General features: G+C 70.9%; 17 protein-coding genes. 9 read left to right on the plus strand and 8 right to left on the minus strand.

Annotation, left to right across the window (positions count from 1 at the left end; genetic code table 11):
- Positions 1-49 precede the first annotated feature (49 nt).
- The gene (locus IE318_RS05585; RefSeq protein ID WP_189897011.1) at positions 50-871 is read right to left on the minus strand and encodes a DUF1963 domain-containing protein; all 822 of its coding nucleotides are present in this window, start codon (positions 869-871) and stop codon (positions 50-52) included.
- A gap of 95 nt (positions 872-966) precedes the next feature.
- Between IE318_RS05585 and IE318_RS05590 the strand changes: the two genes are divergently transcribed.
- From IE318_RS05590 to IE318_RS05600, 3 genes are all read left to right on the plus strand, one after another.
- A complete protein-coding gene (locus IE318_RS05590) occupies positions 967-1,335 on the plus strand; it encodes a MerR family transcriptional regulator (RefSeq protein ID WP_189897014.1) in 369 nt (122 codons plus the stop codon).
- A gap of 47 nt (positions 1,336-1,382) precedes the next feature.
- Positions 1,383-2,396, plus strand: a complete 1,014-nt coding sequence (locus IE318_RS05595) for a zinc-binding dehydrogenase (RefSeq protein WP_189897016.1) — start codon at positions 1,383-1,385, stop codon at positions 2,394-2,396.
- A gap of 214 nt (positions 2,397-2,610) precedes the next feature.
- Complete coding sequence (locus tag IE318_RS05600) at positions 2,611-3,249, plus strand: cysteine hydrolase family protein (RefSeq protein ID WP_189897018.1); 639 nt, start codon at positions 2,611-2,613, stop codon at positions 3,247-3,249.
- A 24-nt stretch (positions 3,250-3,273) separates the two neighbouring features.
- Here the strand turns inward: IE318_RS05600 and IE318_RS05605 are convergent, their stop codons facing one another.
- Positions 3,274-4,158 (minus strand): LysR family transcriptional regulator ArgP, encoded by an 885-nt coding sequence (locus IE318_RS05605; RefSeq protein ID WP_189897021.1) that lies wholly within the window; start codon positions 4,156-4,158, stop codon positions 3,274-3,276.
- 77 nt (positions 4,159-4,235) lie between these two features.
- Here IE318_RS05605 and IE318_RS05610 point away from each other — a divergent pair, with 77 nt between their 5' ends.
- Complete coding sequence (locus tag IE318_RS05610) at positions 4,236-4,853, plus strand: LysE/ArgO family amino acid transporter (protein ID WP_189897023.1); 618 nt, start codon at positions 4,236-4,238, stop codon at positions 4,851-4,853.
- Positions 4,854-5,043: 190 nt separating this feature from the next.
- Complete coding sequence (locus IE318_RS05615; protein ID WP_229903355.1) at positions 5,044-5,664, plus strand: hypothetical protein; 621 nt, start codon at positions 5,044-5,046, stop codon at positions 5,662-5,664.
- Here the strand turns inward: IE318_RS05615 and IE318_RS05620 are convergent.
- From IE318_RS05620 to IE318_RS05635, 4 genes are all read right to left on the minus strand, one after another.
- A complete protein-coding gene (locus tag IE318_RS05620) occupies positions 5,619-6,194 on the minus strand; it encodes a rhodanese-like domain-containing protein (protein WP_189897025.1) in 576 nt (191 codons plus the stop codon). The genes IE318_RS05615 and IE318_RS05620 overlap by 46 nt on opposite strands.
- Positions 6,195-6,278: 84 nt before the next feature.
- Complete coding sequence (locus IE318_RS05625) at positions 6,279-7,022, minus strand: sulfite exporter TauE/SafE family protein (protein ID WP_189897027.1); 744 nt, start codon at positions 7,020-7,022, stop codon at positions 6,279-6,281.
- Positions 7,019-7,168, minus strand: a complete 150-nt coding sequence (locus IE318_RS05630) for a hypothetical protein (RefSeq protein ID WP_189897030.1) — start codon at positions 7,166-7,168, stop codon at positions 7,019-7,021. Before IE318_RS05630 ends, IE318_RS05625 begins: the two co-directional genes overlap by 4 nt.
- Before the next feature lie 84 nt (positions 7,169-7,252).
- On the minus strand, positions 7,253-8,617 hold the full coding sequence (locus IE318_RS05635) for an MBL fold metallo-hydrolase (RefSeq protein WP_189897032.1): 1,365 nt from the start codon (positions 8,615-8,617) through the stop codon (positions 7,253-7,255).
- Between the two features lie 330 nt (positions 8,618-8,947).
- On the opposite strand from IE318_RS05635, the gene IE318_RS05640 reads away from it, so the two are divergent.
- Positions 8,948-9,235, plus strand: coding sequence for a metal-sensitive transcriptional regulator (locus IE318_RS05640; RefSeq protein ID WP_189897161.1), 288 nt, complete (start codon positions 8,948-8,950; stop codon positions 9,233-9,235).
- Positions 9,236-9,402: 167 nt separating this feature from the next.
- Here IE318_RS05640 and IE318_RS05645 read toward each other — a convergent pair whose 3' ends face one another.
- Complete coding sequence (locus IE318_RS05645) at positions 9,403-9,549, minus strand: hypothetical protein (RefSeq protein ID WP_229903356.1); 147 nt, start codon at positions 9,547-9,549, stop codon at positions 9,403-9,405.
- Here IE318_RS05645 and IE318_RS05650 point away from each other — a divergent pair.
- The gene (locus tag IE318_RS05650) at positions 9,548-9,955 is read left to right on the plus strand and encodes a TetR/AcrR family transcriptional regulator (protein ID WP_189897034.1); all 408 of its coding nucleotides are present in this window, start codon (positions 9,548-9,550) and stop codon (positions 9,953-9,955) included. The genes IE318_RS05645 and IE318_RS05650 overlap by 2 nt on opposite strands.
- A gap of 75 nt (positions 9,956-10,030) precedes the next feature.
- Here the strand turns inward: IE318_RS05650 and IE318_RS05655 are convergent, their stop codons facing one another.
- The gene (locus IE318_RS05655) at positions 10,031-11,791 is read right to left on the minus strand and encodes an MOSC and FAD-binding oxidoreductase domain-containing protein (protein WP_189897036.1); all 1,761 of its coding nucleotides are present in this window, start codon (positions 11,789-11,791) and stop codon (positions 10,031-10,033) included.
- A gap of 210 nt (positions 11,792-12,001) precedes the next feature.
- Between IE318_RS05655 and IE318_RS44735 the strand changes: the two genes are divergently transcribed.
- Together IE318_RS44735 and IE318_RS05665 are read left to right on the plus strand one after the other, a co-directional pair.
- On the plus strand, positions 12,002-12,691 hold the full coding sequence (locus IE318_RS44735) for a TMEM175 family protein (RefSeq protein WP_051844147.1): 690 nt from the start codon (positions 12,002-12,004) through the stop codon (positions 12,689-12,691).
- Positions 12,692-12,887: 196 nt separating this feature from the next.
- A complete protein-coding gene (locus IE318_RS05665) occupies positions 12,888-13,757 on the plus strand; it encodes an alpha/beta fold hydrolase (RefSeq protein WP_189897039.1) in 870 nt (289 codons plus the stop codon).
- Positions 13,758-13,808: the final 51 nt, after the last annotated feature.

Below are 13,808 nucleotides of genomic sequence, written 5' to 3' on the forward strand. Positions count from 1 at the left end.
ACTTGGGGCCGTAGCGGGCACCGCCGTGGGGCCCGTCCCTGCCGGACGGTCAGGCCATTTCGACGTAGCGGTGGGCTCGGTCGAAGCGCAGGGCCGCCAGGTCCCGGCGGCGGATCACCCAGTGGGCCACGCCGGAGTCCAGTTCCGTGACGTCGTCGCCGCATCTCCAGGTGGCCAGGAGAGTCCAGTCGTCAGTGCCCACGCCGCCGTCCGTGCCGCCCTGCTCGGCGGTGTCGTCCTGATCGGGGTCGCGGGCGTAGTGGACCGGGTCGTTCTGAGGAGAGACCGGGTGGCCGCCGATCTGGAGGGTCCAGGGAGGCCGGTGGCCGCCCACCTGGGACCAGGCGTCGGCGAGCTCTTCGGCGCGTTCGAACTGTTCGTCGTCGGGGAAGTCGCCCCATGTGTCCAGGGCGAAGCTCTCTGGCATCTGCGGGCTCAACTGGTGCCAGAGCGTGCGCAGTTCCCGCACTTGGTACGGCTTGCGCCAACCGTGTTCCAGGGGGCGTCGGGTGGTCGGTGTCCCGACGGGGATGTACATCACCGCGTCCGGCACGTGTCCCTGGACGCCACCCACGTCGGGGGCGGCGAAGAAGAGCAGGTGCCCGTCGGCGGGGAGCGGGAGGTTGGTGGCCCCCGGGGGAAGGGCCGCGAGGTCGACGGCGGCCACGAAGGGATCGGACGGGTCCGGCACGTCGTGCGGCAGCATCGGGTCGCCACCCACCCGGGCGGCGAGGGGCCCGTCACCGTCCTCAGCCATGTACACCGCAGGAAGGGCGACGCGTATCCACTCCTCCACCTCCTCCGACGGCAGGTCTCGGGATGCCGCCTCGGCGCGGAAGCGGTTCGGCCTGTCCAGGGTCTCGTCAGTCACGGGGCCACCCTAACGATCTCGTGCGCGGGCGGCAGTTGCTCATCGAGGGCGCCGTGCCGGGAAGACGGCGGAGCACACGGACGTTGGCTCCGACCATGAGGATCGGCGAGGCTTCCAGGGCCAGCGGCGTGAGCGCACGGTCGTTGCGCTACTACGAGGACGAGGGCCTGATCGTCCCTGGCCGCTGCGGCAACGGGTACCGCGACTATTGCCGGTCCACCGTCGACCGGGTGCTCGTCATCCGCTCGCTGCTTGAGTCCGGGTTGCCGGTGCGGCTGATCAAGGAGGTTCTGCCCCACCTCACCGGCCGACCGGATGATGGCGGCACCGGTGTGGTGTGCGCGGAGTTCCTGCACGAGGTGCGGAGTTATCGCGATCGGCTCGCCGCACGCATCGCCATGCTCAGCGCGCAGCAGCAGGCACTCGACGGCTACCTGCGACAGGCTCGTCCCGCCGGCGCATGATCGCCGTTTGACCTTGACACCGGTGTGAGGCTTCTACGGTGCGGTGCATGGAGATCACCGAGCAGCAGCACACCGTTGAGACGGTACGGGCACTGGTCCAGCAGTCGCAGCGCGGGCCGAAGGACCTGGCCCTCACGACCGACCGTCATCGGCCCGCCCCGGGGCCCGGCGAGTACCTGATCCGGGTCGGCGCGGCCGGGGTCAACTTCGCGGACGTCATGCAGACCCGCGGAACCTATGGGGGAGGTCCGCAGGCGCCCTACGTGGCGGGCTTCGAAGCAGCCGGCGTGATCGTGGGCGTCGGCCCGGCGGTGGAGAACCCGCTCCCGGTCGGCACCCACGTGGTCGGAACCGGCCCGGGCGCGTTCGCGCAGTACATGACGATGCGGGCCGCGGAAGTGCTTCCCGTCCCGTCCGGCTGGAGCGACGCCGAGGCCCTGGGCCTGGTGCTGAACTGGGCGACCGCCTTGGCGGCACTGAAACCGCTGGGCGAGGTCGAGGCAGGTGACACCGTGCTCGTCCACGCCGCGGCCGGAGGCGTGGGGCAGGCGGCCGTCCGCCTCGCCCGCCACTACGGCGCGCGCGTGATCGCCACGGCTTCCCGGGCCAAGCACGACACCGTCACAGCGCTCGGCGCCGACGAGGTCCTGGACAGCGCGCGCCCCGACCTGACCGAGGAGATCATCCGCCTGAGCGGCGGTGTCGACCTGGTCCTGGAATCCGTGGGACAGGCCACGTTCCCCGTCAGTCTGGCGGTCACCAAGCCGTTCGTCGGACGCGTCGTCGTGTTCGGTGCCGCTTCCGGTGAGGCCGGCCTGACCACGCACGACCTGATCTTCGCCCACCAGGTCCAGCTCAAGGGCCTGCACATCGGTGCCCTGGCCACGGCGGTCCCTTCGATCTACCGAGAGTTGCTCGCCGAGATCGAGGCACTCATCACCCACGGCGTGTACCCGCCGGGCACCCCCCACGTTCACCCCCTGTCCGAAGGACCGGCAGTGCTTCAGCGACTCGAGGCGGGCCGGACCCGCGGCAAACACGCCCTCGACCCATGGCGGTAGGAAAGACCTGCGCCGCACCGCAATACCCGCGTCGCAGCCGAGATGAGGATCTCCTGGGACGTCCCGGGGAGTTGCTTCCGGACCGGATGCACCCGTACATCGAGCATGGGACGATGGTCGCCCGAGTTCGTCCTGTTTTGAGTTCTCTCTCGAGCTTTGGCCAGTGACCGTCGCTCCCCTGAAGTCCTGCCGGGAGACGGATCCGAGGAACGAGATGAATGCCGAGACCGCAGCTTATCCACCCGAAGAGACGGCTCTGCTGATCATTGATCCGTACAACGACTTCCTGTCCGAGGGTGGGAAGCTGTGGCCGCGGGCCAAGGAGGTCGCGGAAGGCGTAGGGCTCCTCGACCACATGCGAGTCATGCTGGCCACTGCCCGCGACCAAGGTTTCCGCGTCTTCATCGTGCCCCACCACCAGACGGCGCCGGGTGACTACAGCACATGGGATCACCTGTCCCCGACCCAGCGGCATGTCGTCGAACGGCAGACCTTCGCTGCCGGCAGCTGGGGTGCTGAATGGCACCCTGACTTCGTGCCGCGAGAGGGCGAGCTGGTCATGCGGCAGCACTGGGCGTCGAGTGGCTTCGCGAACACAGACCTCGACATGATGCTCAAGCAGCACGGGGTCAAGAAGATCGTGCTCATCGGCATGAAAGCCAACACCTGTGTGGACACCACCGCCCGCTTCGGCCAGGAACTGGGATACCACGTCACCCTCGTTCGCGACGCCATCGGATCGTTCGACTGGGACGAGATGAAGGCGACGTTCGACATCAACGCGCCGGCGTATGCCCATGCCGTCCTCACCACGGATGAGTTTCTCGGCATCGTCGGGGGAACGGCCCGGTAGTCGGGGAAACGGCCCGGTGATCCTTCACTGCCGGAGAGCCTCGGCCGCGGTGGCCGTGACCGCGTCGGCCAGTGCCGCCAGTGCCGGGGAGTCGAGCTTCCACTGTTGCCAGTGCAGGGTGACGTCCATCCATTCCCCGGGCGCCAGCAGGGTCAGACGCCCCGCTTCCAGCAGCGGAGCGGCCTGGACCTCCGGGACCATGCCCCAGCCGAGTCCGGCCGCGACCGCCTCGCAGAAGCCCTCGGAGGTGGGGACGTGGTGCCGGTCCGCGGCGGCGGAGGTGCGGCCCAGCCGGCGCACGAAACCGTCCTGGAAGTCGTCCTTGCGGTCGAAGACCACGACGGGGGCCCGGGACAGCGCCTCCGGGAGCGGCCCGGTCATCAGGCGTGCCGCGAGACCCGGCTCCGCCACCGGCAGGTACCGCATCCGGCCGAGCGGGCGGACCGTGCAGCCGGGCACCGGGTCGGCCGAGGAGGTCACCGCCGCCATCACCAGGCCTTCGCGCAGCAGGGTCGCCGTGTGGTCCTCGTCCTCCCGGTGCAGCTCGAAGCAGAGCCCGGTCACCCGGGTCAGGGCCGGCAGGAACCAGGTCGCCAGCGAGTCCGCGTTCACCGCGACGGACACCCGCGTCGGCTGTCCGGCGCCGCTGAGTCCCAGCTCGCCCCACGCGTCCCGCTCCAGCCGTGCGAGCTGCCGGGCGAACCGCACCAGCACCGCGCCGGACTCGGTGGGCCGTACCGGCTTGGTGCGCTGCAGCAGCACGCGGCCGGTGCGCTGCTCCAGTGCCTTGATGCGCTGGCTGACCGCCGACGGCGTCACATGCAGCGCCGCGGCCGCCGCGTCGAAGGTGCCCTCGTCGACCACGGCGAGAAGAGTCCGCACCTGTTCCACAGGGAGATCCGTCATCACGGCTGCTAAGAGTAGCTAAGGATGCATAAGAAACTTTAGCTGTACTTTTCATCAGGGGCTTCCTTAGCGTCGGCACCATGAACCACCACGCCCTGGCCGTCGCCGCCGCCGGATTCGGCACCGGACTCTCCCTGATCGTCGCCATCGGCGCCCAGAACGCGTTCGTCCTGCGCCAGGGGGTGCGCCGGGACGCCGTCCTCGCCGTCGTCGGCATCTGCGCGCTGTCCGACGCGGTGCTCATCGCGCTCGGCGTCGGCGGGGTCGGGGCGGCCGTCGTGGCGTGGCCGGGCGCACTCCGTGCGGTCGGGATCGTCGGCGGCGTCTTCCTGGTCTCCTACGGTGTCCTCGCCGCCCGCCGCGTCCTCCGGCCCGGCACCGGACTGCGGGCGCAGGGCGAAGCCGCCGGGTCCCGCAGACGCGCGGTCCTCACCTGCCTGGCGATGACCTGGCTCAACCCGCACGTCTACCTGGACACCGTGTTCCTCCTCGGCTCCCTCGCCGCCGACCGCGGTCCCCTGCGCTGGACCTTCGGGCTCGGCGCCGCTCTCGCGAGCCTCTGCTGGTTCGCGGCGCTCGGCTTCGGCGCCCGGCTGCTGGGCCGCCTGCTGGCCCGGCCCACCGCCTGGCGTGTTCTGGACGGCCTGGTCGCCGTCACCATGCTCGCGCTGGGCACCACCCTCGCCATCGGGGCGTGAGGGCGAGGGTGGGTGGCGGCTTGCGCGTGTTCGTCAGCCGGAGGCGGGACGCAACCGGCAGGCGTGGCTGTAGCTGCGCCCGGAGTGTCCTGCGGTACGGGATGCGCGCTTCACGGACGGTCTGCCGGACGAGGAGCAGCGTGGCGGCTGCCCCACGGCCGATGTCAGTGCCCGTTCATAAGATCACGGCATGTCTGATGCCTTCACCGTCCTGTGGACCCAAGACACATGCCGTGCCCTGCGTGAGGCGGGCCGCGTCGGAGAGCGGCCGACGGTCGCCTTCAGCGGCGTCCATTCCTCCTTGCCCGCCTGGTCGGGTGCCCGCCCTGGGGACGAGGTGTACGCCCTGCACGTCAACCGGTGCGTCGTCTACGTGGTGAGCCGGATGCGCGTGACCGACCTGGGGCGCCGCGACTGCTGTGGCGCCGCGCCCGAGACGTGGCGGGACACGGCGTTTCGCGGGCACGGCGACTGGGCGATGCTCGGTGCCGGCGGCTGCGGCGCCACGGCGGTGCACGTGGACGCGACGCCCGTACGCTTCGACCAGCCGATCCCCGGCGATCTCCTGGGAAGGCTCACCTGGCGTAACCGCAGAGGCCGGACCCGCGGTCTGAAGTACGTGGTGGACGGCCGCCTCGAGCACTCGGTCGGCCTCCAGGGTTTCTACCGGCTGACACCCGAGTCGGCCGACGAGTTGGCGGAGCTCGTCGGCAGCGGCAGCCAGGCCGACGGATCGCTCGAGCCCGGGCGAACGAGGCCGCGACGTCAGCCGTTGCGCAGCCGTGCCAGCGTCGCGTCCAGGTCGGCCTGACGGGGCCGGTTGAAGGGGAGCCTGGAGAGTACGGCGGCCATGCCGCAGGTGTTGGACACCGCGGAGAAGACCAGGCCGCCCGCGATGCCGGCGGACAGCAGCCGGAAGGCCGGGTGGACCGTCTCGCCCAGCACCAGGCCGAGCAGCACGATCGAGCCGGCGGTGAGCCGGACCTGGCGCTCCATGGCCCAGGTGGCCTTCCGAACGCCCTCGGGGTGATGGAGGTCGTGGCCCTGGGCCGCCCAGGCGCCGGTGCCTCCGGCGAGCGTGGCGGCCTGGACGCCGTTCTCCGCGAGCGTCCGGCACGCGTTCTCGGAGCGGGCTCCCGAGGCGCAGACGACGAGGATCTCGCCGCGCAGGGCGGCGGTTCGGATGTCGGGCAGCGCCTGGTCGAGCCGGTCCAGCGGGATGTTGAGGGCACCGGGGAGGTGCCCGCCGGCGTACTCGCCCGGAGTGCGGACGTCGATGACGGTGAGCTCGTGCAGCCGGGCCCGGGCCTGGCGCAGGTCGAGGGTGGTGAAGGTGGTCATGCCGGTTGCCGTCCTTGTGTGTTGTGGGGCGAGTCTAGGGGAGTCATGTGAGGAGGTGCAGGGGCGTACGAGAAGGAATCGTGGTCATGTGAGCGCGTCGACGAGCATGAACGCGGCGACCGCGAGCAGCACGTAGGCGAAGACGCTCTGCAGTGCTCTGCCCCCGATCCTCTTCGACAGGCGTTTGCCGTCCCAGGCGCCCAGGATCGCCGCCGCCGTGAACGGTGCGACGACCGCCCAGTGCAGGTGCGTCCCGGAGCCGGACCGGGCGGCCAGGGCCGCGAGTGAGTTGACCGTGATGACCAGCAGGCTGGTGCCGACCGCCCGGCGCATGGTCAGGCCGAGCACGCCCACCAGCGCGGGCACGGCGAGGAAGCCACCGCCCACGCCGAGGAATCCGGTCACCGCACCGAGCCCGGCGCCCGCCGCGCCGGCCTTGCCGGGGCGGACCCGGCCGGACGGCTCGGTGCGTGGGGGCCGCAGCATGCGCACGGCGGCGAGCGCCGCTATGACGGCGAAGGCGACGGTCAGCACGGACTCCGGCAGCCGGGCGGCGGCAGCCCCGGCGATCACCGCGGGCACGATGCCCGCCAGGGCGAAGAGCAGTCCGGTCGGCCAGGCGACGTTGCCGTCCCGGGCGTGGCCGGTCAGTGCGGTGACCGAGGTGAGGCTGACGATGACCAGGCCGGCGGTCGTCGCCTCGGCGGGGGTGAAGTGGAGCAGGTAGATCAGGGCGGGCACGGCGAGGACGCTGCCGCCTCCGCCGAGGCCGCCCAGGGCCAGGCCGATGACGGCTCCGGCGACGAGCGCGAGAATCAGGGCGCTCATGCCGTCGAACCGTCGTCGACCTCGGGGGCTTCGAGGGCTTCGAGGGCCTCGGCGCCGCGTTCGGCCGGCAGTGCGGAGGTCGGCCGGCCGCTGGGCCCGCCGCGCCGGTGGGTGCGTGGGTGGGTGCGTCGGTGGGCCGCGTGCACGGTTGCGTGGTCTGGGCCGCAATGGCGGAGGTGGGGCATCACAGTCTCTTGGGAGGTTCGGGAGGATCGTCCGGCCGGGTCGCGTCAGCCGGAGGCGACGACGGTCAGTCCGGCCTCGGCGGCGGCGTCGAAGCCGTCGTCGACGGCCACGACGTCACGGCCCGCGGCGTCCAGCAGGGAGGCGGCGACAGCGGCGCGCGCCCCGCCGGCGCAGTGCACCCAGACGGTGCCGGCCGGTACCTCGCCCAGGCGCTCGTGCAACCGATGGATCGGGATGTGCACGGAGTCCGCGATGTACCCGCCTGCTCGCTCCGAGTCGCGGCGTACGTCCAGGACGACGACGTCGTCCGTGCCGTGCTCGGCCAGGCCCGCGAAGGTCGAGCGGGGGAATGAGGCGAGGCCGTCGCCCTCCGGGATCCACTGCCGCGGGGTGCCGGTCGCGGCGGCGGCCGGGCGGTCGATGCCGACCCGGACGAGTTCGCGCTGGGCGTCGGCCAGCTGCTCGGGGGACTCGGCGAGCAGCGTCACGGGCTTGCCCCACGGGATCAGCCAGGGCAGATAGGTGGCGATCCTGCCGTCCGCCTCGAAGTTGAACGACCCGGCGACATGCCCCTCGGCGAATGCCACGCGGTTGCGCAGGTCCACGACCCACTCACCGGCCGCGAGCCGGGCGGCGATCTCGTCGGCGTCCGCGACGGCCGGAGGGGTGAGGTCCACCGGCGCCGGACCTGCGGAATTGGCCGGGCCCATGTGCGTGTAGTAGGCGGGGATGTCGTCGAGATCCGCGAGCAGCCGGGCGACGAAGGAGTCCACGTCCGTGGTCAGCGCCGCGTTGACGGACTTCTCCGTGCCGATCGTGGTGGTGTCGCCCCCCGAGGTCTGCGCGGAGGAGCAGAAGCTGCCGAAGCCGTGCGTCGGCAGTACGGAGGTCTCGTCCGGCAGTTCGGCCGCCAGGCGGTGCGCGGAGGCGTGCTGGGCGCGGGCCAGTTGTTCGGTCAGCCGCGGTTCGACCAGGTCGGGCCTGCCCACGGTGCCGATCAGCAGTGACCCGCCGGTGAACACGGCCACCGGCTGCCCCTGCTCCCGCAGGACGTAGGAGGTGTGGTGCGGGGTGTGCCCGGGCGTGGCGACCGCGCGCAGGTCCAGCCCGCCGTCGACGGTGACGGTGTCGCCGTCGGCCACCGGCACCCGCGCGAACGAGACGTGCGCCCCGGCCGGGACCAGGTAGGCGGCACCCGTCACCCGGGCCAGCTCCAGGCCACCCGTGACGTAGTCGTTGTGTATGTGGGTCTCCACCACATACACGATCCGCACGCCGCGTCGCGCGGCCGCCGTGAGCACCTGGTCGACGTCGCGCGGCGGGTCGACCGCCACGGCCGCCCGCCGGCCACCGGCCAGATAGCTCCGGTTCCCCAGGCCCTCGAGGTCCATGGTGTCGATGAAGAACACGGGGATGCTTCCTTCCCGTCGAAAACACCCAGGGAAATTACCCCCAGGGGTATACGAGCACCCTAGCATGAGTACCCCGGGGGGTATTCCGAAGTGTGGTGCGACCCCGGCCGGGGAGCAGGTCGGTTGCCGTCGGCGGCGGTGTGCGCTGCTTGAAGGTGCCGATCAGCGGGAAGGTGGGCGACGGCCGGCTTCAGGTCGTGGTCGACCTCGTACCGTCTCGGCGACCGTCACGGGCGGCCACGTCGTCGGGCAGGCAGAGCCATGCCCGGGAACCTCGGACGCCAAAGGGGGTATATTACCCCAGGGGGTATTTCATGGGGAGTGATGATGGAACTTGATCTGGCGGGCGCTGAACTGAAGTCGATCCTCAACCGGCTGCGCCGGGCTCAGGGCCAGATCTCCGGAGTGATTCGGATGATCGAGGAGGGCCGGGACTGCGAGGAGGTCGTCACCCAGCTCGCCGCCGCGTCACGGGCCCTGGACCGGGCCGGCTTCGCCATCATCGCGACCGGTCTGCAGCGATGCGTGGCCGACATCGAATCCGGCCGGACGAACGGCCAGGACGCCCAGCAAATGCGCGCCCGCATGGAGAAACTCTTCCTGTCGCTGGCGTAGAGCGCGCCAGAGCGCCTCAACCTCTCCCCCGGCCGGCGCCAGTGCCGCGTAGGTGTGCGCGTAGGCGCTGATGCCGTTGCCGGTGCTTCAAAGCCGGTCAGGGCCGGCACGCACGGCCTACCCTGCGCGTCCCGCGCGACGAGACCCGGCCACATCCTCGCTTCGTCTCACTCCCCGTCGCCGTCCACGGGAACCGTGCGGGTGGTCATGTGTGCCTGTCGCATCCGCCCGTCCGGGGCGAACCGGCCGAAGAAGTAGACCTCGACGGCCAGGTCCCTGCCTCGCTGCGAGGAGTGCAGGGCCGTCGCCGCCATGGATGCCGCCGACCTCGACGCCTGCCCCGCCGCGGACGCCCTGATGCGCATGCTCGACGCCGGTGCACAAGTGACCCGGCGTCACCCCGTACTGCTGCAACTGATCGGCGCACCCCCTGTCGGCCCGCAGGCAGAACACGACCGGCACACGCCCGTCGCCGAACGGATCAGACGGGTGATCGAACGCGGCCGACGGACGGGAGAGTTCGACGACCGGCTCCCCCTCGACTGGCTGATCGCGGCGACCATCAGGCTCGGCCATGCCGCGAGCGAGGAGCAGGACGCCGGTCGGCTGTCCGCCACGGCCGCACAGGACGCCCTCCGCACCAGCCTGCTCCGGCTGCTCGGCGCGGGGGCCGTCGACGACGCCGGCACCCGGGCGGATTCCTCGCCTCGGTCTCGCTGAGCGCGTCCGGCGCCCGCGGCCGGGTACGTCGTCGGCACCCGTCGCACGCGGAGCAGGGTCCGTCCCTGGTCCCGGCTACAGGTCGAGGACGACGTCGGTGGCCGGTTCGCTGCAGCAGACGAGGACGGTGCCGGGCTCGGGGAGTTCGAGGGGTGGGGTGGTGTAGGTGACGTCGCCTGCCACGAGGTGGGTGACGCAGGTGTGGCAGACACCGGTCCGGCAGGACCACCGGGTGGGGATGTCGCAGGCTTCGGCGAGTTCGAGGAGGGTGGCACGGGCGGGTGACCAGGGGGTGGTGACACCGCTGCGGGCGAAGGTGATGAGGGGGCCGGTGCCCGTGGGGCCGGGTGGTTGGTGCGGCCGGATCGCCGCGGTGGGGGTGACGCCGGGGTTGATCGCGGGCAGCGCGCTGAACTGTTCGGTGTGAATCCGCTCGGGGCCCAGTCCGTGATCGCGGAGCAGGCCGCCGAGGTCGTCCATGAACGCGGACGGTCCGCAGAGATAGGCGTCGGCGTCGGTGGGGATGCCCAGGGCCGCGAGGGATCGGGCGTTCGGGCGGCCCCGGGAGATGCGGCGCTCGTCGGGGTGCGGGGTCTCCGCGGTGTAGTAGATGTGCTCGTGGGCGTCGGGGAGTTGCTCCAGGAGGGCGTGGGTCTCGTCCGCGAAGGCGTGGTGGGCGCGGTCGCGGGCGGTGTGGATCCACCAGACGGGGCGTGGATCCGCCGTGGCGGCGAGCCGGTGCAGCATGGCGAGCACGGGAGTGGCACCGATCCCCGCGGACACGAGCACGACCGGGCGGGTTCCCTCTTCGAGTACGAACGTCCCCCGGGGGCTTGCGACGTCCACGAGGTCCCCGGGGTGGAGCGTGGTGTGGATGTAGCTGCTGACCTTGCCGTGAGGCTCGTGCTTGACGCTGATGCGGTAGGTGCCGGCTGCGGGCGCGGAGGAGAGTGAGTAGCTGCGTACCGCGGGGACCGCCTCGCCGACGGGGAGGCGGATGGACAGGTACTGACCCGGGCGGGCCTCCGGCAGTGGGGTGCCGTCCAGGGTGTCGAGGTAGATCGACGAGACGGTGGGGGTCTCGGCGACGATGCGGGCGACGCGCATGGGTTTGAAGCCCGGCCAGCCCGGCTCTGCTCCGGGCTGTCGCGTGGCGGTGCGTTCGCCCGGCCATCCTGGTTCCTGCTTGGGCTGCTGGGCGGCGGCCAGGTCGCGGAAGGACTGCTGCCATCCGGGGCTGAGGGCGGGGATGTCCAGTGCTCTGCGCAGCTTGGCGGGGTCGCGGTCCGGCAGGTAGAGCAGTGCGTCGGTGTCGGCGACGGTGAGTTGCTCCGGTCCTTTGCGGGTGAGGGTGATCTCGTCGCCGGCCTGGACGCGTCCCTCGGTGATGACACGCAGATAGAAGCCGGGACGGTGGTGGGCGACGAGCAGGGAGGCCATGGCGGGTTCGCCCAGGCGCATGCCGACCCGGTAGCAGGTGACACGGGGCTGGGTGACCTCGAACTCCGCTTCTCCGATGCGGTACCGGTCGCCGATGCACACCTCGTCGTCGGGCAGGCCGTCGACGGTGAAGTTCTCCCCGAAGATCCCGAAGGTCAGGTCGTCGCGGCCGAGTTCCTTCTGCCAGTACTGGTAGGACTGCAACTGGTACACGAGGACGGCTCGAATCTCGCCGCCGTGCCCGGCCAGGTCTCCTTGACCGTCTCCGTCGACGTTCAGCCGCCGCACCATACGGGGGCCCTGGACGGGCGCCTTCCAGGCCCCGGTGCGGACGGTCCTTCCCTGCCAGGAGACGTCCTTGGGCATGCCTACGTTGACGGACAGCAGCGTCGCCATTTGCTGACCTCCTGCGGGGCGGCCGGCCGGGGCAGCCCCTCATGGCGCGGTGACCTGTGCGCTGGTGCCGATCCTATGCGGAGACCGGTACGACCGCGATTCCCGTGACAGGGAGCATGCCTGCGAGGTGCGGGGCCGCGCCGTGCCCCGCGCCGAGGAAACACCCCTCGGATACGCGCGAAGGAGCGTACGGTGCCGGAGGCTGGGGCGATGAGAGAGCCTGTTCACGGACCGGGCGGCCCGGGAGAAGGGGCGACGTCGTTCGGCGTGGAGCGCGATCCCGCCCGGGTGGTCACGTTCAGCGACGGTGTCATCGCCATCGCTGTCACCCTGCTCGTCCTGGAGATCCACCCGCCCCACGACACCAGCCGTCTGCTGCACGGCCTCGCCGTGCTCTGGCCGTCCTACCTCGCCTACGTCGTCACCTTCATGCTGATCGGACAGGTGTGGGTCAACCACCACCTCATGTTCGACCACATCCGCAGCGCCGACCGAGTGGTGCTCTTCCTCAACACCGTGCTGCTCATGGACGTCGCGTTCCTGCCGTTCGCCGCCTCCGTACTGGCTCAGGCGTTCCGTGACGGACATGGGGAGCGCACCGCCGTCGTCCTCCACGGTGCCGCCTTCGAACTCCTGGCCGTTCTGTTCAACATCATCTGGGGCTATGTGCGCCGGGACCGGCGGCTCCTCACCGCCACCATCGATGCGGCCGGCGTGGCAGCGATCAGCCGGCGCTTCCGGCTCGCCCTTGTCTGGCTCGCCACCGGCACCGTGCTCGGTGCCTTCGTACCCGTACTCGGCATGGCCGTGATCGCCGCCTTCATTCCCTACTACTGGCTTCCGATCGTGGGCGAGATCGCCGAGGCCGAGCGCCGACGTCGCCGCGGGCATCGGACGTGACCGGCGACGGGGGCGCTGCGCTGGCCGATGACCGCTGACGGACCGAGGCTGGGGGCGGGACGACGCCCGCCCCAGGTGCATCGGCGTCCCCTGCCGACATCATCAAGCTAACCACCTAAAACGAATTGACAGGTTAGGTCGAGCGTGCTCGACTGGAGGTGTAACCAATGAAACTCGAAAGAGGGGTTAGGTACAGATGGTCTCCGCAGTCCACCACCGCACCGCCACCGTCGACGGCCTCGAGGTCTTCTACCGGGAAGCCGGCGACCCCCAGGCACCCGTGATCGTGCTCCTCCACGGCTTCCCGACCAGCTCGCACATGTTCCGCCACCTGATTCCGGCACTCGCCGACCGCTACCACGTGATCGCCCCCGACCACATCGGGTTCGGCCAGTCCGCGATGCCCGCTCCCAAGGACTTCCCGTACACCTTCGACGCGCTCACCGACATCACCTCCGGCCTGCTCCAGCACCTGGGCATCGACCGGTTCGCCCTGTACGTGCAGGACTACGGCGCCCCCATCGGCTGGCGTCTCGCCCTCCGGGCCCCGCAGCGCATCACGGCGATCATCACCCAGAACGGCAACGCCTACGAAGAGGGCTTCGTCAAGCCCTTCTGGGAGGCCGTCTTCGCCTACGCCACCACCCCGGGACCCGACACCGAGTCCCCCATGCGGGCCGCCCTCACCCCCGAGATCACCCGCTGGCAGTACGTCAACGGCGTCGCCGACCCCACCCTGGTCAGCCCCGACAACTGGGTCCACGACCAGGCACTGCTGGACCGCCCCGGCAACGACGAGATCCAGCTCAGCCTCTTCCGCGACTACCCCACCAACGTCGACCTCTACCCGGCCGTCCACCAGTACTTCCGCGACTCCCAGGTCCCACTGCTGGCCGTCTGGGGAGCGAACGACGAGATCTTCGGCCCCGCCGGCGCGCAGGCGTTCCGCCAGGACCTGCCCGACGCCGAGATCCACCTCCTCGAGTCAGGCCACTTCGCGCTGGAGAGCCACCTCGAGACCATCACCGAACACATCCGCGACTTCCTCGCCCGCGTCCTCGACTGACGCACCTCACTGGGCGTCCGCGTCCATCACGTCCATCACGTCCCCGAAGGG

This window comes from Streptomyces spiralis (assembly GCF_014654675.1).
In the GTDB taxonomy this organism is placed as follows: domain Bacteria; phylum Actinomycetota; class Actinomycetes; order Streptomycetales; family Streptomycetaceae; genus Streptomyces; species Streptomyces spiralis.